30 protein-coding genes are annotated in these 20494 nt (G+C 62.6%); 1 reads left to right on the forward strand and 29 read right to left on the reverse strand.

Annotated features, from left to right (window positions below):
* Positions 1 to 256 precede the first annotated feature (256 nt).
* Positions 257 to 1789, reverse strand: coding sequence for an acyl-CoA carboxylase subunit beta (locus tag E5162_RS13595; protein ID WP_135945829.1), 1533 nt, complete (start codon positions 1787 to 1789; stop codon positions 257 to 259).
* 237 nt (positions 1790 to 2026) lie between these two features.
* On the opposite strand from E5162_RS13595, the gene E5162_RS13600 reads away from it, so the two are divergent.
* Complete coding sequence (locus tag E5162_RS13600; RefSeq protein ID WP_135945830.1) at positions 2027 to 2473, forward strand: hypothetical protein; 447 nt, start codon at positions 2027 to 2029, stop codon at positions 2471 to 2473.
* On the opposite strand, the gene E5162_RS13605 is transcribed toward E5162_RS13600, so the two are convergent.
* From E5162_RS13605 to rplV, 28 genes are all read right to left on the reverse strand, one after another.
* Positions 2470 to 3210, reverse strand: a complete 741-nt coding sequence (locus E5162_RS13605; RefSeq protein ID WP_135945831.1) for an ATP12 family chaperone protein — start codon at positions 3208 to 3210, stop codon at positions 2470 to 2472. The genes E5162_RS13600 and E5162_RS13605 overlap by 4 nt on opposite strands.
* Entirely contained in the window at positions 3210 to 3899 is a 690-nt protein-coding gene (locus E5162_RS13610) for an HAD-IA family hydrolase (protein WP_135945832.1), read from the reverse strand. Before E5162_RS13610 ends, E5162_RS13605 begins: the two co-directional genes overlap by 1 nt.
* Complete coding sequence (locus E5162_RS13615; RefSeq protein ID WP_135945833.1) at positions 3896 to 4879, reverse strand: RluA family pseudouridine synthase; 984 nt, start codon at positions 4877 to 4879, stop codon at positions 3896 to 3898. The genes E5162_RS13610 and E5162_RS13615 overlap by 4 nt, the downstream gene beginning before the upstream one ends.
* Positions 4876 to 5262 carry a fluoride efflux transporter CrcB gene (gene crcB / locus E5162_RS13620; protein WP_135945834.1) on the reverse strand — a complete coding sequence of 129 codons (387 nt, stop codon included), beginning with the start codon at positions 5260 to 5262 and terminating at the stop codon, positions 4876 to 4878. The genes E5162_RS13615 and crcB overlap by 4 nt, the downstream gene beginning before the upstream one ends.
* 46 nt (positions 5263 to 5308) lie before the next feature.
* A complete protein-coding gene (locus E5162_RS13625) occupies positions 5309 to 6130 on the reverse strand; it encodes a PIG-L deacetylase family protein (protein WP_135945835.1) in 822 nt (273 codons plus the stop codon).
* Positions 6131 to 6200: 70 nt separating this feature from the next.
* Positions 6201 to 7493 (reverse strand): replication-associated recombination protein A, encoded by a 1293-nt coding sequence (locus E5162_RS13630; protein ID WP_135945836.1) that lies wholly within the window; start codon positions 7491 to 7493, stop codon positions 6201 to 6203.
* 592 nt (positions 7494 to 8085) lie between these two features.
* Entirely contained in the window at positions 8086 to 9522 is a 1437-nt protein-coding gene (locus E5162_RS13635) for a Do family serine endopeptidase (protein ID WP_174235013.1), read from the reverse strand.
* 173 nt (positions 9523 to 9695) lie between these two features.
* Positions 9696 to 10118 carry a 50S ribosomal protein L17 gene (gene rplQ, locus E5162_RS13640; protein ID WP_135945837.1) on the reverse strand — a complete coding sequence of 141 codons (423 nt, stop codon included), beginning with the start codon at positions 10116 to 10118 and terminating at the stop codon, positions 9696 to 9698.
* Positions 10119 to 10166: 48 nt separating this feature from the next.
* Positions 10167 to 11186, reverse strand: a complete 1020-nt coding sequence (locus E5162_RS13645; protein ID WP_135945838.1) for a DNA-directed RNA polymerase subunit alpha — start codon at positions 11184 to 11186, stop codon at positions 10167 to 10169.
* Positions 11187 to 11272: 86 nt separating this feature from the next.
* Positions 11273 to 11662 (reverse strand): 30S ribosomal protein S11, encoded by a 390-nt coding sequence (gene rpsK, locus E5162_RS13650; protein WP_135945839.1) that lies wholly within the window; start codon positions 11660 to 11662, stop codon positions 11273 to 11275.
* Between the two features lie 12 nt (positions 11663 to 11674).
* Positions 11675 to 12043: a 30S ribosomal protein S13 gene (gene rpsM / locus E5162_RS13655; RefSeq protein ID WP_135945840.1), complete on the reverse strand. Its 369-nt coding sequence runs from the start codon at positions 12041 to 12043 to the stop codon at positions 11675 to 11677.
* 209 nt (positions 12044 to 12252) lie between these two features.
* Positions 12253 to 12816, reverse strand: a complete 564-nt coding sequence (locus E5162_RS13660) for an adenylate kinase (protein WP_135945841.1) — start codon at positions 12814 to 12816, stop codon at positions 12253 to 12255.
* Positions 12813 to 14165 (reverse strand): preprotein translocase subunit SecY, encoded by a 1353-nt coding sequence (gene secY / locus E5162_RS13665; protein ID WP_135945842.1) that lies wholly within the window; start codon positions 14163 to 14165, stop codon positions 12813 to 12815. Before secY ends, E5162_RS13660 begins: the two co-directional genes overlap by 4 nt.
* Positions 14166 to 14242: 77 nt before the next feature.
* Positions 14243 to 14725 (reverse strand): 50S ribosomal protein L15, encoded by a 483-nt coding sequence (gene rplO / locus E5162_RS13670; RefSeq protein WP_135945843.1) that lies wholly within the window; start codon positions 14723 to 14725, stop codon positions 14243 to 14245.
* Positions 14726 to 14753: 28 nt separating this feature from the next.
* A complete protein-coding gene (rpmD, locus tag E5162_RS13675) occupies positions 14754 to 14948 on the reverse strand; it encodes a 50S ribosomal protein L30 (RefSeq protein ID WP_135945844.1) in 195 nt (64 codons plus the stop codon).
* A gap of 10 nt (positions 14949 to 14958) precedes the next feature.
* Positions 14959 to 15540: a 30S ribosomal protein S5 gene (rpsE, locus tag E5162_RS13680; protein WP_135945845.1), complete on the reverse strand. Its 582-nt coding sequence runs from the start codon at positions 15538 to 15540 to the stop codon at positions 14959 to 14961.
* Positions 15541 to 15552: 12 nt separating this feature from the next.
* The gene (gene rplR / locus E5162_RS13685; protein ID WP_135945846.1) at positions 15553 to 15915 is read right to left on the reverse strand and encodes a 50S ribosomal protein L18; all 363 of its coding nucleotides are present in this window, start codon (positions 15913 to 15915) and stop codon (positions 15553 to 15555) included.
* Between the two features lie 11 nt (positions 15916 to 15926).
* Positions 15927 to 16460: a 50S ribosomal protein L6 gene (gene rplF, locus E5162_RS13690; RefSeq protein ID WP_135945847.1), complete on the reverse strand. Its 534-nt coding sequence runs from the start codon at positions 16458 to 16460 to the stop codon at positions 15927 to 15929.
* Positions 16461 to 16472: 12 nt separating this feature from the next.
* Positions 16473 to 16871: a 30S ribosomal protein S8 gene (gene rpsH, locus E5162_RS13695; RefSeq protein WP_135945848.1), complete on the reverse strand. Its 399-nt coding sequence runs from the start codon at positions 16869 to 16871 to the stop codon at positions 16473 to 16475.
* 12 nt (positions 16872 to 16883) lie between these two features.
* Positions 16884 to 17189, reverse strand: a complete 306-nt coding sequence (gene rpsN / locus E5162_RS13700; protein ID WP_135945849.1) for a 30S ribosomal protein S14 — start codon at positions 17187 to 17189, stop codon at positions 16884 to 16886.
* A 50-nt stretch (positions 17190 to 17239) separates the two neighbouring features.
* On the reverse strand, positions 17240 to 17800 hold the full coding sequence (rplE, locus tag E5162_RS13705) for a 50S ribosomal protein L5 (protein ID WP_135945850.1): 561 nt from the start codon (positions 17798 to 17800) through the stop codon (positions 17240 to 17242).
* On the reverse strand, positions 17793 to 18107 hold the full coding sequence (gene rplX, locus E5162_RS13710; protein ID WP_135945851.1) for a 50S ribosomal protein L24: 315 nt from the start codon (positions 18105 to 18107) through the stop codon (positions 17793 to 17795). The genes rplE and rplX overlap by 8 nt, the downstream gene beginning before the upstream one ends.
* Before the next feature lie 2 nt (positions 18108 to 18109).
* Positions 18110 to 18478 carry a 50S ribosomal protein L14 gene (rplN, locus tag E5162_RS13715; protein WP_135945852.1) on the reverse strand — a complete coding sequence of 123 codons (369 nt, stop codon included), beginning with the start codon at positions 18476 to 18478 and terminating at the stop codon, positions 18110 to 18112.
* Between the two features lie 39 nt (positions 18479 to 18517).
* A complete protein-coding gene (gene rpsQ / locus E5162_RS13720; RefSeq protein ID WP_135945853.1) occupies positions 18518 to 18754 on the reverse strand; it encodes a 30S ribosomal protein S17 in 237 nt (78 codons plus the stop codon).
* 3 nt (positions 18755 to 18757) lie between these two features.
* The gene (gene rpmC / locus E5162_RS13725) at positions 18758 to 18961 is read right to left on the reverse strand and encodes a 50S ribosomal protein L29 (RefSeq protein ID WP_135945854.1); all 204 of its coding nucleotides are present in this window, start codon (positions 18959 to 18961) and stop codon (positions 18758 to 18760) included.
* Positions 18958 to 19386 (reverse strand): 50S ribosomal protein L16, encoded by a 429-nt coding sequence (gene rplP, locus E5162_RS13730; RefSeq protein WP_135945855.1) that lies wholly within the window; start codon positions 19384 to 19386, stop codon positions 18958 to 18960. Before rplP ends, rpmC begins: the two co-directional genes overlap by 4 nt.
* Before the next feature lie 22 nt (positions 19387 to 19408).
* The gene (gene rpsC, locus E5162_RS13735) at positions 19409 to 20113 is read right to left on the reverse strand and encodes a 30S ribosomal protein S3 (RefSeq protein WP_135945856.1); all 705 of its coding nucleotides are present in this window, start codon (positions 20111 to 20113) and stop codon (positions 19409 to 19411) included.
* Entirely contained in the window at positions 20113 to 20493 is a 381-nt protein-coding gene (rplV, locus tag E5162_RS13740; protein WP_135945857.1) for a 50S ribosomal protein L22, read from the reverse strand. The genes rpsC and rplV overlap by 1 nt, the downstream gene beginning before the upstream one ends.
* Position 20494: the final 1 nt, after the last annotated feature.

Below are 20494 nucleotides of genomic sequence, written 5' to 3' on the forward strand. Positions count from 1 at the left end.
ACCGGCCAAGCTCGCCTTCATCGCCGTCGCCAGAAAGCTGCTCATAACCCTCAACGCCATCGTTCGAGATCAAAAACCCTACCACCCGTAAACACAGTTGCCGGGTCTCGCTTTGCTCGCCCGGAATGACGAAGGTTCGAGATATTTCAAGCAGCTCAGGAATGCTCTTTCCCAGCGAAAGCTGGGACCCAGAGAGCAAAGAACTCCATTGACCGGCGGCTGAAGGAGCAATCTTCTCCCCTTACGACGGCGCAAATCACAGCGGCAAATTATCGTGCTTCTTCCAGGGATTGCTCAGATTCTTGTTCTTCAGCGTGCGCAGCGCCTTGATCAGCCGGACCCGGGTCGAGCGCGGCTGGATGACGTCGTCGAGATAGCCGCGTGAGGCCGCCACGAACGGATTGGCGAAGCGGTCCTCGTATTCCTTGGTGTGGGCGGCCATCTTCTCCTCGTCGCCCAGATCGGCGCGGTGGATGATCTCGGCCGCGCCCTTGGCGCCCATCACCGCGATTTCCGCAGTCGGCCAGGCATAATTGATGTCGCCGCGCAGATGCTTGGACGCCATCACGTCATACGCCCCGCCATAGGCCTTGCGGGTAATGACCGTCAGCTTGGGCACGGTGGCCTCAGCGTAGGCGAACAGGAGCTTGGCGCCGTGCTTGATGAGGCCGCCATATTCCTGCTTGGTGCCCGGCAGGAAGCCCGGCACGTCCACGAAGGTGACGATCGGGATGGAGAAAGCATCGCAGAAGCGCACGAAACGCGCGCCCTTCTTCGAAGCGTCGATGTCCAGCACACCGGCCAGGCTCATCGGCTGGTTCGCCACGAAGCCGACCGTCTGGCCTTCCAGGCGTCCGAAACCGGTCACGATATTGGTCGCGTAGTCGGGTGCGATCTCGAAGAAGTCGCCCTCGTCTGCAGTCTTCCGGATCAGCTCCTTGATGTCGTAGGGCTTGTTCGGATTGGGCGGCACGAGCGTATCGAGACTCGGCTCGATCCGGTCAGGCTTGTCGTAGCTCGGACGCGCGGGGACTTTTTCCCGGTTGTTCAGGGGCAGGAAGTCGACCAGGCGGCGCATCTGGACCAGCGCCTCGATATCGTTCTCGAACGCGCCGTCGGCCACGCCCGATTTCTTGGCGTGAATGCTGGCTCCGCCCAGCTCCTCGTGCGTCACGACCTCATTGGTGACCGTTTTGACCACGTCGGGGCCGGTCACATACATGTAGGAGGTGTCCTTGACCATGAAGATGAAGTCGGTCATCGCCGGCGAATAGACATCCCCGCCCGCGCACGGGCCCATGATGACGCTGATCTGGGGCACCACGCCGGAGGCCAGCACGTTGCGCTGGAAGATCTCTGCATACCCGCCGAGCGCATCCACGCCCTCCTGGATGCGCGCGCCGCCGGCATCGAACAGGCCCAGGATCGGCGCGCCATTGCGCAGGGCCGCGTCCTGAACCTTCATGATCTTCTTGGCGTGCGCCAGGCTGAGCGAGCCGCCGAACACGGTGAAATCCTTGGCGAACAGATAGACCAGGCGCCCATTGATGGTGCCCGACCCGGTCACCACCCCGTCGCCGGGGATCTTCTTCTCGTCCATGCCGAAGTCGGAGCATTGATGCTCCACGAACATGTCGAATTCCTCGAAGCTGCCATCGTCCAGAAGGACCTCGATACGCTCGCGCGCCGACAGCTTGCCCTTCTCGTGCTGGGCGAGGACACGCTTTTCTCCACCCCCGGCCCGGGCGGCCTGACGCTTGGCATCGAGCTGTTCGAGGACATCTTTCATGGACTTCGCTCCCGAGATTTTCTTGTTGGATCGCTGGTTAGCACCGCCGCCCGAAAGGAGCAAACACCACGCCTGCCGGCACTGTGCGGCGGACAGGTCCAGCCGCCATGATTTTCCGGGCCACAGTTTAGGCCGCATTAAGCAAGAAAAGACCCAAGGCAACTAAATTGCGCCATTGGCCTTTCAATTGCAGGTTTCAGTACTATCGTCTAATGCTGACCGACTGGGAGGGGGGCAATGATCCTCGACTGGGAACTGGAAGCGCCATTTCGTCTCTACGCTCGCCTGCAAGGGCCGTTAAGCGTGTCGGAACGATGGCTGACCTATTGCGAACTTGCCGAGATCTGCCGCGATCAGCGTGTTTCCCAGCTCATGATTGATCATGGTGGCGCGCCTCTCGCCGAAGGCGAGCGGGTATATTTCCATCAGCACGATCCGATCAGCCGCCTGTTCTTGCTGGCCGACATCATGGAAGTGGCCATCATCCGGAGCGATCTGACCGCCCAGCGAGGTCGCGCTCGCAAGGCGTTCGCCAACGTTCAGATCATGGCCAGCAATTTTGAAACGCGCCTGAATGCCCGGCGCTGGCTCGATCGGACCTGGCAAGCGAGCGAGGAATTCACCGCTCTGGTGATCTCGCATGCGGCCAACCGTGTCGGGCCGGGCAAGGGACGGCGCAGCTAGGTTTTCGCGGCGTCCATGAGCTGGAACAGGTGGTCCGCGGCCAGCAGGTCGCGGCGCCGGTTTGCCGCCATGTCGGCAGCCTCGCTGTCCTCGCCCCAGGTTTCGGCCTGATAGTCCTGCTCGAGCTGGGCCGTCTCGAATGCCGCCTCTCCGGTAATACGCCCCTTGAGAAGTGCGAATCCCAGCACCGCCGAGCCGGTCAGGGGGACGGCACTGGCGAGGCCCGTCAGCCGCCAATTGTCCAGTGTGAGCGCATGGGCACGCAGCGTCTCGATGGACGCTTCGGGTTGCTCGATCGGCAGAATGGTCTGTGCCTTGTGCAGCGGCGCGTCCAGTTCGCGCGCCGCCCAGTCCAGATAGGGGTCCCAGGTTTCCGCCTGACGCCGCGCCAGATCGGGAAGGTCGCTGCGATAGCAAAGCATGTCGGTGCCCGCGAACCGGGCAATCTCGTCCGCCGCCCCGTCGCGGACCTGGTCCATGCGGTCCAGCGCCACATGCGCGAGCCGGGTCAGCGGCATTGAAAACGGATTGATCTCGATTTCCTGGGCCCGCCACTCGGTCGCCATTGCGGCGGCCAGCGCCTCCCCCGGCGCCAGCAAAATCGCGCGCGCGGGGGTCTTGACCGGACGGCCGTCGAGCAGAATGCGCCAGCCCTCGTCGACCGGGTCGATGGCGACCTCGCTATAGAATCGCTTGGGCAGCGGGCGGTTCTCCGCCTTCGCCTTGGACATGCTCATCAGGCTGCTCCCCGGCGCTCGTCGGCAAAGACCCGCAGCGCTGCAGACAGGCTGTCGAAATCCTCGTGAAGCTCATGTGCGCCGCCTGCTCTCACCTCGTCAGGCGTGTGAAACCCCCAGCTCACTCCGATGGCCCGCGTCTTGGCGGCCCGGGCCATTTCCATGTCGAAACTGGTATCGCCGATCATCACGGTGTTGCCGGCATCCACGCCGGTCTCCGCCATGGCGTCGAGCACCATGCGCGGATGCGGTTTGCCGGGACCGTGATCGACCGTCTGCAGCGTCTGGAAGTGGGTGTGCAGACCGTGATGGGAGAAGACGATGTCCAGCCCGCGCCGGGCCTTGCCTGTCGCGACGCCCAGAAGCCACCCCTCGTCGACCAGGCGCTCGACGGTCTCGCGCGCCCCGTCGTAGAGCGGCTCTGCAAACCCGTCCTCGGCCCGCATCTGGACGAAGGCTTCCTTGTAGTAGCCCGCCAGTTCGGCAGTACGGGCGACCGGATAGTCTGGCGGGGCAAGCCGCGAAACAGCCTCTCCAAGCTCCAGGCCGACGATCATGCGCACGCGGTCATAGTCAATTTCACCAAGACCGGCGCGCACGAAAGCGCGATCCATGGCCTTGTGAATGACCTGGCGGCTGTCGACCAGTGTTCCGTCGACGTCGAAGATGGCGAGCTTCAGGTCGCTCATGTGAGGGCCTCCTCGACAAAGATCAGGTCCGCGCGCGGATCGAATCCCAGCGCCTCGAACGTCTGCTTCATGTGCTCGGGCATGGGGGCTTCGATGATGAGCGGTTTCTGTCCCGGGCGCGGGATTTCCAGCTTGCGGGCATGCAGGTGGAGCTTGCGGGACAGGCCCTCGGGAACGGGCACGTCGCAGGTGTATTTCCCGTCGCCCAGAATGGCGTTGCCGGTCGCGGCCATGTGAACGCGCAGCTGGTGGGTACGCCCGGTTTCGGGCCGCAGCACGACCCAGCTGACACGCCGGCCCGCCTCCTCGGCCACGGCGTAGCGGGTCAGCGCATACTGCGCGCCCTCCTCGCCATGGGCGGCGCCGACCATCTGCTCGCGATCGGCATGGTCTCCGACCGCCTTCTTGATGAAGCCCTTGACCTCGCCGGCCTTGGGCACCGGCACGCCCAGACAGATCGCCCAGTAGGTCTTCTTCAAATCGCGCCCCTGAAACAGCTTGGCCAGGCGCTTGGCGCTCTGAGCGGTTTTCGCGACGATCAGGACCCCGGACGTGTCCTTGTCGAGGCGGTGCACCAGGCGCGGGCGCTCCTCGCCCCGGCCGAAGGCATCGAGCAGGCGGTCGACATGGTGGGTGATCTTCGACCCACCCTGCACCGCGAGGCCCGGAGGCTTGTTGAGCGCGATCAGCTCCTTGTCCTGGTAGATCACCAGCGACCGCGCGAACGTGGCATCTTCACGCGACAAGCTGAGCTCGGGTTTGGTCTCGCCGGGGTCGGGCAGTGGCGGCACGCGCACGATCTGGCCGGGCTGGAGCCGGTCGTCCGGTTTGGCCCGGCCGCCATCCACGCGCACCTGCCCCTTCCGCGCGAGCTTGGCCACCATGCCGAATGGCACATGGGGGAAGCGTCGCTTGAACCAGCGGTCGAGCCGGATATCGGCTTCGTCACGTGTGACTTCGAGGTTTTGGACGCCGCTCATGAGCCGAATAACCGCCTTGCAATCAGGAGGCCCGCAAATACCGCAAGCACGCTCAACACGACAGTCCCGCTCGCATAGGCCAGCGCCAGTCCCAGCATCTTGCGTTCGGCCATGACGACGACGTCCAGCGCGAAGGCGCTCATCGTTGTGAACGCTCCCAGAAACCCGACGCCGAGCGCAAACCGAATTTCCGTCGCATCCGGCCGCCCGGCCTGAGCGAGCCAACCAACCAGAAGGCCGATCATCAAGGAGCCGGCGACATTCACCAGAAACGTCCCGTAGGGAAATTCCGGCCCGAGCCAGCGCAGACCCGCCTGGTTCACCAGGTGCCGCGAAACCGCACCCAGCGCGCCGCCTGCGGCAATGAAAAGAAGATGGTTCATGACGCGAAGGGTTAGGGCGCAAGACCGGGAGTGGCAAGGCCGGTCGCTATCGCCGGTCCCACCCCTCCCCGGCGAACGCGTAATATTCCTCGGTCCATAGCGTGTACAGCAGCCAGGGGGGAAGGCCGTATTCGGCCTGGAGATACTCCGACTGGCTGTGATGGATCGCCCAGGCGCGCCGCTTGTCCCGCGCCGGCGCGACAACGGCAAAGTCCGGCGCTGGCTGCAGGCTGGCGATACGCGCACCCTGCTCGCCCCCGAAACGGTTCAGCGCCGGGCGCGGCGCGAGCACCCAGACGAGGTCGATCTGCCGGTTCGAGCGGGCGACGGCCTCGGCAGTGGCCCGCCCGATCGTCATGTGGTCGGGATGAAGCGATATCGCGCTCTGCGGATGGAAGCTCACCACAGTGTCCGGCCCCGCAACCGCAATCTCGGCGGCGACGCGCGCCACGAGATCCTCGAAATCGTGGTCGGCAAGCTGTCCGTCGCCCAGATCCTCGACCGTGTGACGGTCCACACCGATGTCGAAGCCGTGTCTTCTCGCCTCGGCTTCGCGCACGACACCCAGATGGGGTTGGTCGATGACGGGCGGATACTGCGTGCCCGCCTCCCCGCGCGTCGCCGTATAGAGGGCCACATGCGCGCCCTCCTCCACGGCACGACGCATCAGCGCGTTGGCGGTGATCTCGTCATCGGGGTGGGCAAAGACGAAGAGCAGGCGCTGCGCACCGAGGTCTTCCGTCACGCTGGACAGGCGCTCCACGCCGGGTTCGCCGAACATGGAGCGGGCGATCAGGAGCCCGGCAAGGACCGCCAGCAGGAGAATGGCGGCCGTCGCCGCAATGGAGATCAAAACGACGCGCCTCATAAGCTCCCCCTAATCTCGTTTCTCTGGTCGGTTGCCAGAGGCCCGGCGCGGACTGTACCGGACACGCCGCCTACCTCCGCAACTTGTCCCAGTGCTCCAGCCGCTCCTTGATCGCGGCTTCGCGGCCGCGGTCGGTCGGCTCGTAGAAGCGCTCGCGCTCCATGCCCTCTGGAAAATAGTTCTGCCCGGACACGCCGCCGGCCTCATTATGGTCGTAGCGGTAGCCCTCGCCATAGCCTTCGGACTTCATCAGCTTGGTCGGCGCGTTCAGGATGTGCTTGGGCGGCATCAGCGAGCCGGTGCTCTTCGCGCTGCGCATGGCCGCCTTGTACGCGGTGTAGACGGCATTCGACTTGGGCGCACAGGCCAGATGGACCACGGCCTGAGCCAAGGCGAGTTCGCCCTCAGGACTGCCTAGGAAGTCGTAGACCTCTTTCGCGGCAAGGGCGGCGTGAACCGCGGTCGGGTCCGCCAGGCCAATGTCCTCGTTGGCCATACGCACGATACGCCGCGCCAGGAAGAGCGGATCCTCGCCGCCGGCCAACATGCGCGCGAGCCAGTAGAGCGCGGCATCGGGGTCAGATCCCCGAACAGATTTGTGAAGCGCGGAGATAAGATTGTAATGCTCCTCACGATCCTTGTCGTAGACCGGCGCGCGCCGCTGGAGCACATCGGCCAGGTCAGCGAGACCGAGCGGTTTCTCCAGCTTGAGCGAGAAAAGCTCCTCGGCGAGGTTCAGAAGGTAGCGCCCATCGCCATCGGCCATGGCGATGAGCCCCTCGCGCGCCTCGGCTGTGATCGGCAGCGAGGCCTCCTCCAGACCTTCCGCGCGCTTGAGCAGACGCTCCATCGCCTCGGCGTCGAGCCGCTTCAGCACCATCACCTGGCAACGCGAGAGCAAGGCCGCGTTCAGTTCAAAGCTGGGATTTTCCGTCGTTGCGCCGACAAGGGTAATAATCCCCTCCTCGGCTACCGGCAGGAAGCCGTCCTGCTGGGCGCGGTTGAAGCGGTGGATTTCGTCGACAAAGAGCAGCGTCCCCGATCCGCTGGCCCGGCGCGCCCTGGCACGATCGAACGCCTTCTTCAGGTCGGCGACACCGGAAAACACCGCGGAAATCGCGTCGAACTCAAGCCCGGCCCCTTCAGCGAGAAGGCGCGCAATGGTGGTCTTGCCCACCCCCGGCGGACCCCAGAGTATAATCGAGGACAGCCGCTTTTGCGCGACCATCCTGCCGAGAGGGCCGGTTTCGGAGAGAAGATGATCCTGCCCCACGACTTCGGACAGCGTCCTTGGGCGAAGGCGATCAGCAAGAGGGCGCGGCGCGGACTGCTCGAGCCCGGCCGATTGGAAGAGGTCTGTCATGCGTGCATCGTGCCATAGAGAACCGGCAGATGAACATCGCCCTGTCAGCAACAGGCTGACGGGAGACAGACCGGCCTCAACTCCTCGACCGGACGATCACCGAATGTTCAACCGCATGCCACCGCCGGCTGCCTCTGCGGTGGCGCAAGCCGCACCTTCGGCTAGTCGGGACTACAAGCCGGGTTCGTCCCAGAACAGATACTGCCTTGGCGCTGAATGCGGCGGACCGCCTCTCGCGCACCGTCCGCGCTCGCGTCCCGGCCCTCGCCACTAGGGTCGCAGACATAACGCGGCCGCGTCCTTGTGCCCAGGCGATGCTCTTCCTGACACTCCCCGGCCGCGATCATGCGGGCGATTTCTTCGCGCTCGGCGTCGCGTTCGGCCTGGAGGGCCGCCCGCTCCTCAGACGTCATGCAACCCGCGACCAGAAACACGGCCGACACGCAGAGCATACCCATTGTCTTGTTCACTTCGTCCCCCAAGCCTCGCAAAGCCAGAAATTTATTTGGCTTTCCCCACGAGCCGATATTTAAGGGTAGTCAGGCTCGAACCGTCAACTCCAGTCGACAAATTTATCCGAGCCGCGGCATCCCTAAAGACGCAGAACCCTCGAATGGCGCTCACCCCGGCGGATGATCTCGATCGGCCATTCGCGGGCATTGTCCTGATCGGCCATGGCGTTTTCGAAGTCGGCGAAATCGTCCACCTCGATCCCCGCGATGGTGACAATCCGGTCGCCGGCCTGGAATCCGTAATAGTCGGCTACGGACCGGCGTCCGACGGCCACGATCATGACCCCGTCCATGAAGGGATCGATGCCGTTGGCCTCGTTGAAGGCGGGAGACAGTTCCACGATGCGCGCGCCCTGAAAGGGGTTGCGGCCGCCCACCGTGCGCGGCTCGGCGGTCGTGTTGCCCGGAGCCGGGCGCGATTCCACCTCGAATTCGCGCGTCTCGCCATCGCGAAGCACTTCAACGCGGGCGAGGTCGCCGAGCGCGTGCGTCGCGAACCGGAAGCGGATGCCGGTTTCGTTATTCACCTCCACCCCGTCGACCGCGACGATGATATCCCCGCGCTCCAGGCCGGCTTCTTCAGCCGCGCCGTCGGGCCAGAGGTCGGCCACGATGGCGCCGCGCGGCCGGTCGAGACCAAGCGACTGGGCGAGTTCGCTGGTCACCGGCTGAAGCTTGGCGCCGAGCCAGGGCCGGATCAGGTCTTCGCCATTGAGCGCGGCATTGACGACCGAGCTCACCATTTCGGCCGGGATCGCGAACCCGATCCCGATCGACCCGCCGGAGCGGGAGAAGATCGCTGTATTGATGCCGATCAGCTCGCCATTCATGTTCACAAGCGCGCCCCCGGAATTGCCCGGGTTCACGGCAGCATCGGTCTGGATGAAGAAGGAGTAATCGCTGATCCCGACCTCGGTGCGCGCCAGCGCCGAAACGATGCCGGAGGTCACGGTCTGACCGACGCCGAAGGGATTGCCGATGGCGAGAACGAGATCGCCGACCTCGGAGTCTCCCGCCTCATTGTAGGAGAGAACCGGAAGAGTCTCGTCGGCCTGGATCTGCAGAACCGCAAGGTCGGTGCGTTCGTCCGCCAGCAAGAGCTCCGCATCGAACTCGCGCCGGTCGGCGAGCACGACCCGTAATTCCTGAGCGCCTTCGACGACGTGATTATTCGTCACGATCACGCCGGACGGGTCCACGATCACCCCCGACCCCAGAGAGCCCACGTCGCGCTGCTGCGGCTGGCTGCCGAAGAAGCGCTCAAAGAAGGGATCGCCGGCAAAGGGCGAGCGCTGAGCCACTACGCGGCGCGAATAGACATTGACGACCGCCGGAGCTGCCTCGCGCACGATCGGGGCAAAGGAGAGCTGCATCTCGGTCCGGTTTTCCGGAACAGCGCGCTCCTCATGGAAGCTGTCCGACGCACGGTCCTGGAGCGTATCGACGTCCTCCTGCGCGCAGGCAGTGGCGGCAAGCCCGAGCATCAGGCTCAGAGTAGAGAGGGCAACGCGGATCATGAACTTGAATCCTGTTTCGACCGGCACAAAAATCGACTTCCATTTAGGCAACACGATCGCACCTGAACAGGCCATGACCGATTAAGATTTCGCAAGGCTGGCGCCGGCCCAAAATGAAAAAGGCCGCGCCCTCTTGGGCGCGGCCTTCCTCAATTGACAAGTTTGATGAGAACCTAGTCCTCGTCGGCGCCTTCCATCTCGGCGGCGCGGGCGCGGTCGATCGCGCCCTTGGCTTCCGGATCGCGGTCTACCAGCTCGATCACGGCCAGCGGCGCGTTGTCGCCATGGCGGAACCCGGCTTTCAGGACCCGCGTATAGCCGCCCTGACGCTCGGCGTAGCGGCCGCCCAGCGTGTCGAACAGCTTCTTGACCTGCTCTTCATTGCGGATCCGCGAAATCGCGAGACGGCGCGAGGCCAGGTCGCCTTTCTTCGCGAGCGTGATGAGCTTGTCCATGATCGGCTTGAGCTCCTTCGCTTTGGGAAGGGTCGTGACGATCTGTTCGTGCTCGATCAGGGACGCCGCCATGTTGGCGAACATCGCTTTGCGGTGCGACGCGGTCCGGTTTAGTTTGCGGTGCGCATTACCGTGGCGCATGACTTCTCTCCTTATCGTCCCTGGTAGAGTGCCTCGCGGCAGTCCATCCTAGACGTGATCCTCGTACTTCTTCGCCAGGTCCTCGATATTCTCAGGCGGCCAGTTCGGCGCTTCCATACCGAGGTGCAGCCCCATCTGGGCCAGAACTTCCTTGATCTCATTGAGCGACTTGCGGCCGAAGTTCGGCGTGCGAAGCATTTCCGCTTCCGACTTCTGGATGAGGTCGCCGATATAGACGATGTTGTCGTTCTTCAGGCAGTTCGCCGAACGCACCGAAAGCTCCAGCTCGTCGACCTTCTTCAGGAGCGCCGGGTTGAAGTCGAGCTCGGGAGTCTCTTCTTCCGGACCGCGCGCCTCGGAGGGCTCTTCGAAATTGACGAAAATCTGGAACTGGTCCTGCAGGATACGCGCGGCGTAAGCCACAGCGTCTTCCGGCGTGACCGCGCCGTTGGTTTCGATGTCCAGGGTCAGCTTGTCATAGTCGAGCACCTGGCCTTCACGGGTGTTTTCCACCTTGTAGGCCACCCGCTTGACCGGGCTGTACAGCGCATCCACGCCGATATAGCCGATCGGCGCATCTTCGGGACGGTTGCGATCGGCCGGGACATAGCCCTTGCCGGTAGTGACCGTCAGCACGAAGCGGACTTCAGCGCCCTGGTCCAGGGTGCAGATGACGTGATCTTTGTTGATCACCTCGATGTCGGCGACTTCCTCGATATCGCCCGCGGTCACTTCGCCCGGACCCGTCTTCTTGAGGGTCAGGCGCTTGGGACCTTCGGCGTGCATGCGCAACGCGACCTGCTTCAGATTCAGAACGATATCGGTGACGTCTTCACGCACGCCCGGAATGGACGAGAATTCGTGAACGACACCGTCGATCTGAACGGCGGTCACTGCAGCGCCCTGCAGAGAGGACAGGAGCACGCGGCGCAGTGCGTTGCCGAGCGTCATCCCGAAGCCACGCTCCAGCGGCTCGGCAATGATCTTGGCAAGGCGCGAGGAGTCGTAGCCGGGAGTGACTTCCGGCTTCATCGGGCGGATCAGTTCCTGCCAGTTTTTCTCGATCACGTTACGTCCCCTTCAAGCGGACTGCGCGCCGGAGGGGCCGACGCGCCACAGTGTATTCAGCAAGCCGGCAAACGCCGCACGAGTCTCTAGACGCGGCGACGCTTCGGCGGACGGCACCCGTTGTGCGGGATCGACGTCACGTCATGGATCATCGTGATGGTGAACCCCACCGACTGCAGGGCGCGCAGAGCGCTCTCACGGCCCGAACCCGGACCGGAAACGCGCACTTCAAGCGTCTTCACGCCGTGTTCCTGCGCCTTCTTGCCCGCATCCTCGGCAGCCATCTGGGCGGCGAACGGGGTCGATTTACGCGACCCCTTGAAGCCCATCAGACCGGCGGACGACCAGGAAATCGTATTGCCCTGGGCGTCGGCGATGGTCACCATCGTATTGTTGAAGCTGGCATTCACGTGCGCAACGCCAGCGGTAATGTTTTTCCGCTCGCGGCGACGTACGCGGCTGGGTTCCTTGGCCATAAACCTTGGTCCTTACTTCTTCTTGCCGGCGATCGGCTTGGCCGGGCCCTTGCGGGTCCGTGCATTGGTGTGGGTGCGCTGACCGCGGACCGGAAGGCCGCGACGGTGGCGCAGGCCGCGATAGCAACCAAGATCCATCAGGCGCTTGACGTTGACAGCCACCTCACGGCGAAGATCACCTTCAACCGTGTAATTGGCGTCGATCGTCTCGCGGATCTGCAGGATCTCCGCATCGGTGAGCTGGTTGACCCGCTTTTCAGCCGGAATGCCCACCGTCTCGATGATTTCACGGGCCTTGGTTGCACCAATGCCATGAATGTAACGCAGCGCGATCTCTACGCGCTTGTTCGTCGGAATGTTGACGCCGGCAATACGAGCCACGACGCTCTCCTTAATTCTTCAGGCCGCTTCACAGAAGACACCGGGACCGGCAGGTGCAGCCAAAGACACTGCACACAGGGACGGCTCCGGCCCTTTTGAGCGAAGGGCGCTTCTTATAGTCTCAGCGTCCCTCCCGTCAACAGGGAGCGACGTGTTCTCTTTCAGTAGAAGCAGGCGAGCAGGACCGATCCCGCCGCATGCTTCCGGTTCTAGCGGCCAAGCGCCTTGTCGATGCTCGCCGCCACGTCTTCGACGCTGCCCATGCCATCGACGTTCACCAGCTTGTCCTGGCTCTCGTAATACGGAATGAGCGGCGCTGTCTCGGCTTCATAGGTGTCGAGACGATTCTTAAACACTTCCACCGTGTCGTCGGGACGGCCCTCTTCCTTCGCGCGCTTTTCAACACGCCGGGTGAGCTCGTCCGGATCGACATCGAGCCGGATAACCACGTCGATCTTCTTGCCACGGCTTTCCAGCACCTTGTCCAGGGCTTCAGCCTGGGCAATCGTCCTCGGGAAGCCGTCAAAGATCGCACCGCCGGCGGCTTCGGCATCCGGCAGGCGCTCTTCGATCAGAGCGATGACGATCTCGTCAGACACCAGATCGCCGCGATCGATGATCGCGGAAACCTGCTTGCCGAGTTCCGTTCCGGCCTTGCGCGCAGCGCGCAGCATGTCACCGGTAGACAGATGAACCCAGCCGTACTCGTTCACGAGGCGCTTGGCTTGAGTGCCTTTGCCTGCGTTCGGCGGTCCGAACAGAATAACGTTCATCGCTTGCGCCCCCGCAGCTTCGTCTTCTTGATCAATCCCTCATACTGGTGCGCCAGCAAGTGAGACTGAATCTGTGTCACGGTGTCGAGGGTGACCGAAACGACGATCAGCACCGCCGTGCCACCGATATAGAAGGGAATACCTGGCGCCTGGGCCCGAAGCACTTCGGGAAAGACGCAGACAATCGTCAGATAGCCGGCACCGATGACCGTCAGGCGCGAGAGCACGTAATCAAGATACTCGGCGGTCCGCTTGCCAGGACGAATTCCTGGCAGGAAGCCCCCATGCTTGCGAAGGTTCTCGGCCGTGTCTTCCGGATTGAACACGATCGATGTGTAGAAGAAGCAGAAGAAGATGATGAGTCCGGCGTAGAAAGCAATAAAGAGCGGTTGGCCCGGGCCCAGCAGTGCGGCGACCGTGCGAAGCCACTCCGGTCCCCCGCCCTGTGCCGTGAAGCCCGCGATGGTCTGGGGCAGGAACAGCAGCGAGGATGCGAAGATCGCGGGAATGACGCCGGCCGTGTTCAGCTTCAGCGGCAGGAAGCTGGATTCGCCACCCATCATGCGGTTGCCCACCTGACGCTTGGGATATTGAACCAGCAGGCGGCGCTGAGCGCGCTCGATGAAGACCACAAACACCAGCACAGCCAGCATCAGCAGCAGCGCCACCAGAATCGTGCCGCCCCCGATCGTGCCTTCCTCGCCTTGAGCCAGCAGGCCGAACAAGGCCCGCGGCATCTCGGCAATGATGCCGGCGAAGATGATCAGCGAGACGCCGTTACCGACACCGCGCGCAGTGATCTGCTCACCCAGCCACAGCAGGAACATCGTTCCGCCGACGAGGGTAACCACAACCGTTATGCGGAAGAACCAGCCCGGATCGACGGCCGCCGAGACGCCGGACGAGTTGACCTGCTCCATACCGATCGCCAGAGCGAAGGCCTGCACAGCGGCAAGCAGCACGGTCAGATAGCGCGAATACTGGTTGATCTGCTTGCGGCCCTGTTCGCCGCCTTCCTTCTTCATGCGCTCCAGGCTCGGCACGGTGGCCGCCATGAGCTGCATGATGATGGATGCCGAGATATAGGGCATGACGTTGAGGGCGAAAATCGCCATCCGCTCAACGGCGCCACCGGCAAAGATATTCAGATTTCCGAGGATTCCGCCCTGCTGGTTTTCCCAAGTCTGGCGGAAGACTTCCGGATCGATCCCGGGAATCGGAACATAGGTCCCGATCCGGTAGATCACCAGAACCAGAAGAGTGAAGAGAATGCGCTTCTGAAGCTCTTTCGCCTGGGCGAAAGAGGCAAAATTCATATTGCGTGCGAGCTGTTCTGCAGCAGACGCCATGAGTTCAGATCACTCCATCCGGGCGGAAGACACGGTAACGACGAGCTTCCATGTAGGAAGCTCGTCGCCGCGTTACATTAGTCTTTGCTGTCGCTCTTGGCCGGAATCAGCACGGTGACCTTGCCACCGGCTTTTTCGACCGCAGCAAGCGCCGGCTTGGAGCCGCCCGCAACTACGAGATCCAGCTTGGCCTTCAGCTCGCCACCGCCGATCACGCGCACGCCGTCGAGGGCGCGGCGCACGACGCCGGCTTCGACCAGGGCAGCCGCATCAACGGTCTTGGTCGTATCCAGCTTCTTGGCATCGACAGCCGTCTGCAAGCGTTCAAGCGTGACTTCGGCATAACGCGCCCGGTTCGGCTTGGTGAAGCCGCGCTTGGGCAGACGTTGATGGAGCGGCATTTGACCGCCTTCGAAGCCCTTGATGGCTACACCGGAACGAGATTTCTGGCCTTTAACGCCACGTCCGCCGGTCTTGCCCTTGCCCGAGCCGATGCCGCGACCGACGCGGGTACGCTCTTTGACGGCGCCCGGATTGTCGCGCAGTTCGTTCAGACGCATGGGAGTACTCCTTTATCGAAGCAGCGGCCTAGCCGCGCTCCTCGACGATTTCGACCAGGTGGGAGACCTTGGCGATCATCCCGCGAATGGCCGGTGTGTCTTCCAGCTCGCGCTGCTTGCCGATCCGGCCGAGGCCGAGACCGACGAGCGTCTGAAGCTGAGTCTTGGGGCGCCGGGTCGAACTACCGGTCTGGCGCACGATGAGGGTGGTTTTCTTCGCCATCATCTACCCCTTAAGACTCAATCGCTTCAGGCGCCGAAGCACCGTCGCGGCGGCGGTTGGCAATGTCGCCCACCTTGAGGCCCCGCTTGGAAGCCACCGTACGCGGGCTTTCCTGCGCCTTCAGCGCTTCCAGCGTCGCGCGGATCATGTTGTACGGGTTCGACGAACCGGTGGATTTGGCCACCACGTCTTGAACACCGAGACTTTCCAGGATCGCACGCATCGGACCGCCGGCGATAACACCGGTACCCGGAGGCGCAGAACGCAGGATCACCTTGCCTGCACCCCAACGGCCCTTGCCGTCATGGTGCAAAGTGCGGCCCTCGCGCAGCGGAATGCGGACCATCGTCTTCTTGGCTTCCTCGGTCGCCTTGCGGATGGCTTCCGGCACTTCACGCGCCTTGCCCTGGCCAAAGCCGACACGGCCCTTCTGGTCGCCGACAACGGCGAGAGCGGCGAACTGGAAATTCCGCCCGCCTTTAACCGTCTTGGCAACGCGGTTGATGTGGACGAGCTTGTCGACGAGTTCGTCGCCCTGCTCATCATCACGGTCTTTGCGCCTGCCGCGACCGCGCTCCTGATCTCGAGCCATGCGTCGCCTCCCTTAGAATTGCAGGCCGCCCTCACGGGCGGCGTCGGCGAGCGCTTTGATGCGCCCATGATAAATATAGCCGCCCCGGTCGAACACGACCTCGGTCAGGCCCTTGGCTTTCGCACGCTCGGCGACCAGCTTGCCGACACGCTCGGCCAGCTCGACCGTCGCACCGGTGGCGGCGTCGCCGGCCACGTCTTTTTCCAGAGTAGAGGCGGCAGCAAGGGTCACGCCTTTGCTGTCGTCGATGATCTGGGCATAGATGTGCTTCGACGAACGGTAGACCGACAGGCGCGGACGCCCATTGGCCAGTTTTTTCAGCCGCGTGCGTGTGCGCTGGGCGCGGCGTTGCATCTTCTCGCGTGAGGATTTCATCGCCTGCGTCCTTACTTCTTCTTGCCTTCTTTCCGGCGAACATACTCGTCGGAATATTTGATACCCTTGCCCTTGTAGGGCTCCGGCGGACGGAAATCCCGGATTTCCGCAGCGGTCTGGCCGACCACCTGCTTGTCGGGACCTTCGATCTTGATCTCCGTCGGCTTCGGGGTGGCAATCTTGATGCCATTGCGCGGCGTGTAGACCACGTCGTGGGAGAGACCGAGCGACAACTTCAGATCGTTGCCCTGCATCTGCGCGCGGTAACCGACGCCGATCAGCTCCAGGTCGCGCGTGAAGCCTTGCGTCACACCGTGAACCATATTGGAAATCGTCGCACGCGTGGTGCCCCACATCGCGCGGGACTCCTTGCTTTCGTCGGCCGGCTGGACGGTGATCCCGTCATCGCCATGTTCGACCGCAACGTTGCGCGGCAACGCGAAGCTCAGCTCACCCTTCGGGCCCTTGACCTGGATTACCGCGTTGTTGATCGCGGCACTGACGCCAGAGGGGATTTCGACGGGAAGTTTGCCTAAACGAGACATTCAAATCTCCCCTTAGCTGATGTGGCAGAGAATCTCGCCACCCACATTCGCTTCGCGCGCGGCCGCGTCGCTCATCACACCCATCGGCGTGGAGACGATCGCGATCCCGAGCCCGTTGCGAACGAGGGGCAGATCTCTGACCTTGCGATACTCGCGGCGGCCCGGTTTGGACACGCGCTTGATATCGCTGATAACGGAGGAACCTTCGAAGTACTTCAGTTCGATTTCGAACTCTTTGAAGCCCTTCACATCGGACGTTTCGGAATAGCCGCGGATGAAGCCTTCTTCCAGCAGCACATCAAGAACGCGCTGACGCAGCTTCGAAGCCGGGGTGCGAACGCTGGACCGGTGGCGCATCAGCGCATTCCGGATACGGGTCAGCATATCGCCGAGCGGATCAATCATCGACATGAGTCCCTCTCCCTACCAGCTCGACTTGACCATGCCCGGGATAAACCCGTGGCTGGCCAGTTGACGCAGCGCGATGCGCGACATCTTCAGCTTGCGATAATAACCACGCGGCCGACCGCTGACTTCACAGCGATTCCGGATGCGCGTGGGCGCGGAATTGCGCGGAAGCTCGGCGAGCTTCAGCTGCGCGGCGAAACGCTCGTCAACCGGGCGTTCGGTGTCGCGCGCAATCGCCTTGAGACGCTCACGCTTGGCTTCGTACTGCTTTGCGAGTTTGCGGACGCGTTGGTTGCGTTCGACTGCACTCTTCTTAGCCATTCATCAATCTCCTGCGTGCGGACTCACCACGAGCCCGCGTTCCTGCTGCGTTAGTTCGAGAACGGGAAATCGAACTCGGCCAGCAGGGCCTTCGCTTCTTCATCGGTCTTGGCCGTGGTGCAAACCACGATGTCCATACCGCGGATCTTCTCGACCTTGTCGTAGTCGATTTCGGGGAACACGATATGCTCTTTCAGGCCCATCGCGTAATTGCCCCCGCCATCGAAGCTCTTGCCGTTCAGGCCGCGGAAGTCGCGGACGCGCGGCAGAGCGATCGTGATAAGGCGATCGAGAAACTCGAACATCCGATCCTTGCGAAGGGTCACCTTCGCGCCGATCAGCTGCTCTTCACGAAGCTTGAAGCCGGCGATGGACTTCTTCGCTTTGGTCGCGACGGGCTTCTGACCGGAGATCGCTTGCAGATCGGCCAGCGCGCCCTGGATCTTTTTGGAGTCCTGAGCTGCTTCGCCGACACCGAAGTTGATCACGACTTTCTCGAGCCGCGGAATCTCCATCGGATTGCTGTAGCTAAACTTCTCCTGAAGGCTCTTGCGAATCTCTTCGCGGTAGCGCGCTTTCAGGCGTGGTTCGTATTGAGCGACGTCAGACATCGATCACCTCGCCGGATTTCTTCGCGATCCGAACCTTCTTGCCACCCTCGACCTTGAAACCGACGCGTGTCGGCTCACCGGTCTTGGGGTCGGCGATCGCCACATTGGAGATCTGGATCGGAGCTTCTTTTTCTTCGATACCGCCGGCCTGGGCCTGCGTCGGGCGCTGATGGCGCTTGACCATGTTGACCCCGGAGACAAACACCCGGCCTTCGTTCGGCACCACTTTGGATACCGTGCCGGTCTTGCCTTTGTCGCGGCCGGTCAGAACGACGACCTTATCGCCCTTTTTGATCTTGGCAGCCATGACTACAGCACCTCCGGAGCCAGCGAGACGATCTTCATGTGTTGCTTGGCCCGCAATTCGCGCGGGACCGGGCCGAAGATACGCGTGCCCAGAGGCTCGTTGCTCTGGTTCAGAAGGACCGCAGCGTTGTTGTCGAAGCGGATCACGCTACCGTCGCGGCGTTTGATGTCCGCAGCGGTACGCACCACGACGGCCTTGCGCACGTCGCCTTTCTTCACCCGACCCTTCGGCGAGGCTTCTTTTACAGAGACGACAATAATGTCGCCGACGCGCGCATAACGCCGCTTCGCTCCGCCCAGTACTTTGATGCACTGCACACGGCGGGCGCCGGAGTTATCGGCCACGTCCAGATTAGTTTGCATCTGGATCATCGTGATCCTCCATAGATCAGGATGGTCTTCGAGGACGGCTTACGCCTGGTCCGCGACGACCTCCCACCGTTTGAGCTTCGACTTCGGCGCGCACTCCTGGATCAGGACCTTGTCGCCAATCTTCTTCACGCCCGCTTCGTCGTGGGCATGATACTTCTTCGAGCGGCGCACGGTCTTGCGCAGCAGCGGGTGCAGGAAGGTCCGTTCGACACGGACGATCACCGTCTTCGCTTGCTTGTCGCTGACCACGGTGCCTTGCAGAATTCGCTTCGGCATCGCCTAGCTCCCTTGGGCTTGCAGCGCGCGACGACGGATATCCGTCTTCAGTCGGGCAATGTCCTTGCGGATATGCCCGAAGCGCGCGGTGTTCTCCAGCTGGCCGGTGGCCGCCTGGAAACGCAGGTTGAAATGCTCTTTCTTCAGCTTGAGGAGTTCGTCCTGCAGCTGGTCATCGCTCAGAGCGCGAACGTCTTCGGGTTTCATCGCGCTGCCTCCTGTTCGCCCGGACGGGTCACGACCTTGGTCTTGATCGGAAGTTTGGCAGCACCCAGGCGCAGCGCCTCGCGCGCAACGTCTTCAGGCACGCCGTCGATCTCGAACATGATCCGGCCCGGCTTCACTTTGGCCACCCAAAATTCCGGGGAGCCTTTACCTTTACCCATCCGGACTTCAGTCGGTTTCTTCGAAACCGGAAGATCCGGAAATACGCGAATCCACACGCGGCCGGCCCGTTTCATGTGACGGGTGATGGCGCGGCGGGTCGCCTCGATTTGACGCGCGGTAACCCGCTCCGGCTCAACAGCCTTCAGGCCGTAAGAACCGAAATTGAGGGTGAAGCCGCCCTTGGCATTACCGTGAATGCGCCCCTTGTGCGCCTTCCGGTATTTCGTGCGCTTCGGTTGAAGCATGGCTTAACTCCTACCTCGAACTCTAGGCTGCGGCGCGGCCCGAACGGGCGCGCTGCTCACCGGTTTCCTGAAGACGGCGTTCGGACGCCATCGGATCGTGCTCGAGGATCTCGCCTTTGTAGATCCAGACCTTCACGCCGATGATGCCCATCGCGGTCATCGCTTCGGCAAAGCCGTAATCGATGTCCGCACGCAGCGTGTGAAGCGGGATAGAGCCCTCGTGGTATTGCTCAACGCGGGCAATTTCCGCTCCGCCAAGACGGCCGCTGCACATGATCCGGCACCCGAGGGCACCCATGCGCATCGTCGTTTGCAGCGAACGCTTCATGGCACGGCGGAACGCAACGCGGCGCTCAAGCTGCTGAGCGATGGATTCGGCCACCAGGTTGGCATCGGTCTCCGGCTTGCGAACCTCGACCAGGTTGAGGAAAACCTCACCACTGGTCATCTTCATCAGTTCGCGGCGCAGCTTCTCGATGTCCGAGCCCTTCTTGCCAATCACGACACCCGGACGTGCGGTGTGAATGGTCACACGGCACTTCTTGTGGGGCCGCTCGATGACAATCTTGGAGACCGAAGCATTCTTCAGACGGTCGTGAAGAAAGCGGCGGATTTTCAGATCTTCGTGCAGAAGCTCGGCATATTCCTCACCTTGAGCAAACCACCGGCTTTCCCAAGTGCGGTTGATGCCAAGGCGCAGGCCGATCGGATTGACCTTCTGACCCATTATGCGGCCTCCTCAACTTCGCGGACGACGATCGTGAGTTCGGAGAACGGCTTCAGGATGCGAGCACCCCGACCGCGCGCCCGCGCACGGAACCGCTTCATAACGATGTTCTTGCCGACATAGGCCTCGGCCACGACCAGAGAGTCGATGTCGAGACCGTGATTGTTCTCAGCGTTCGCGATCGCGGACTCAAGAACCTTCTTGACGTCGTCGGCAATGCGCTTGCGCGAGAAGGTAAGATCGTTGAGGGCGCGCTCGACCGGCTTACCGCGGATCATGGACGCGACCAGGTTCAGCTTCTGAGGGCTGATCCGGATCATACGCTGCTTGGCGCGAGCCTCATTGTCCGCGACGCGGCGGGGATTGGTTGACTGTCCCATC

This window comes from Marinicauda pacifica (assembly GCF_004793635.1).
Taxonomy (GTDB): domain Bacteria; phylum Pseudomonadota; class Alphaproteobacteria; order Caulobacterales; family Maricaulaceae; genus Marinicauda; species Marinicauda pacifica.

Excerpts from the sequence above, each read along its gene's own strand:
- E5162_RS13595 (WP_135945829.1), bottom strand. The coding sequence starts at position 1,789 with ATGAAAGATGTCCTCGAACAGCTCGATGCCAAGCGTCAGGCCGCCCGG.
- E5162_RS13600 (WP_135945830.1), top strand. The coding sequence starts at position 2,027 with ATGATCCTCGACTGGGAACTGGAAGCGCCATTTCGTCTCTACGCTCGC.
- E5162_RS13605 (WP_135945831.1), bottom strand. The coding sequence starts at position 3,210 with ATGAGCATGTCCAAGGCGAAGGCGGAGAACCGCCCGCTGCCCAAGCGA.
- E5162_RS13610 (WP_135945832.1), bottom strand. The coding sequence starts at position 3,899 with ATGAGCGACCTGAAGCTCGCCATCTTCGACGTCGACGGAACACTGGTC.
- E5162_RS13615 (WP_135945833.1), bottom strand. The coding sequence starts at position 4,879 with ATGAGCGGCGTCCAAAACCTCGAAGTCACACGTGACGAAGCCGATATC.
- crcB (WP_135945834.1), bottom strand. The coding sequence starts at position 5,262 with ATGAACCATCTTCTTTTCATTGCCGCAGGCGGCGCGCTGGGTGCGGTT.
- E5162_RS13625 (WP_135945835.1), bottom strand. The coding sequence starts at position 6,130 with ATGAGGCGCGTCGTTTTGATCTCCATTGCGGCGACGGCCGCCATTCTC.
- E5162_RS13630 (WP_135945836.1), bottom strand. The coding sequence starts at position 7,493 with ATGACAGACCTCTTCCAATCGGCCGGGCTCGAGCAGTCCGCGCCGCGC.
- E5162_RS13635 (WP_174235013.1), bottom strand. The coding sequence starts at position 9,522 with ATGATCCGCGTTGCCCTCTCTACTCTGAGCCTGATGCTCGGGCTTGCC.
- rplQ (WP_135945837.1), bottom strand. The coding sequence starts at position 10,118 with ATGCGCCACGGTAATGCGCACCGCAAACTAAACCGGACCGCGTCGCAC.
- rpsK (WP_135945839.1), bottom strand. The coding sequence starts at position 11,662 with ATGGCCAAGGAACCCAGCCGCGTACGTCGCCGCGAGCGGAAAAACATT.
- E5162_RS13660 (WP_135945841.1), bottom strand. The coding sequence starts at position 12,816 with ATGAACGTTATTCTGTTCGGACCGCCGAACGCAGGCAAAGGCACTCAA.
- secY (WP_135945842.1), bottom strand. The coding sequence starts at position 14,165 with ATGGCGTCTGCTGCAGAACAGCTCGCACGCAATATGAATTTTGCCTCT.
- rplO (WP_135945843.1), bottom strand. The coding sequence starts at position 14,725 with ATGCGTCTGAACGAACTGCGCGACAATCCGGGCGCCGTCAAAGAGCGT.
- rpmD (WP_135945844.1), bottom strand. The coding sequence starts at position 14,948 with ATGGCGAAGAAAACCACCCTCATCGTGCGCCAGACCGGTAGTTCGACC.
- rpsE (WP_135945845.1), bottom strand. The coding sequence starts at position 15,540 with ATGGCTCGAGATCAGGAGCGCGGTCGCGGCAGGCGCAAAGACCGTGAT.
- rplR (WP_135945846.1), bottom strand. The coding sequence starts at position 15,915 with ATGAAATCCTCACGCGAGAAGATGCAACGCCGCGCCCAGCGCACACGC.
- rplF (WP_135945847.1), bottom strand. The coding sequence starts at position 16,460 with ATGTCTCGTTTAGGCAAACTTCCCGTCGAAATCCCCTCTGGCGTCAGT.
- rpsH (WP_135945848.1), bottom strand. The coding sequence starts at position 16,871 with ATGTCGATGATTGATCCGCTCGGCGATATGCTGACCCGTATCCGGAAT.
- rpsN (WP_135945849.1), bottom strand. The coding sequence starts at position 17,189 with ATGGCTAAGAAGAGTGCAGTCGAACGCAACCAACGCGTCCGCAAACTC.
- rplE (WP_135945850.1), bottom strand. The coding sequence starts at position 17,800 with ATGTCTGACGTCGCTCAATACGAACCACGCCTGAAAGCGCGCTACCGC.
- rplX (WP_135945851.1), bottom strand. The coding sequence starts at position 18,107 with ATGGCTGCCAAGATCAAAAAGGGCGATAAGGTCGTCGTTCTGACCGGC.
- rplN (WP_135945852.1), bottom strand. The coding sequence starts at position 18,478 with ATGATCCAGATGCAAACTAATCTGGACGTGGCCGATAACTCCGGCGCC.
- rpsQ (WP_135945853.1), bottom strand. The coding sequence starts at position 18,754 with ATGCCGAAGCGAATTCTGCAAGGCACCGTGGTCAGCGACAAGCAAGCG.
- rpmC (WP_135945854.1), bottom strand. The coding sequence starts at position 18,961 with ATGAAACCCGAAGACGTTCGCGCTCTGAGCGATGACCAGCTGCAGGAC.
- rplP (WP_135945855.1), bottom strand. The coding sequence starts at position 19,386 with ATGCTTCAACCGAAGCGCACGAAATACCGGAAGGCGCACAAGGGGCGC.
- rpsC (WP_135945856.1), bottom strand. The coding sequence starts at position 20,113 with ATGGGTCAGAAGGTCAATCCGATCGGCCTGCGCCTTGGCATCAACCGC.
- rplV (WP_135945857.1), bottom strand. The coding sequence starts at position 20,493 with ATGGGACAGTCAACCAATCCCCGCCGCGTCGCGGACAATGAGGCTCGC.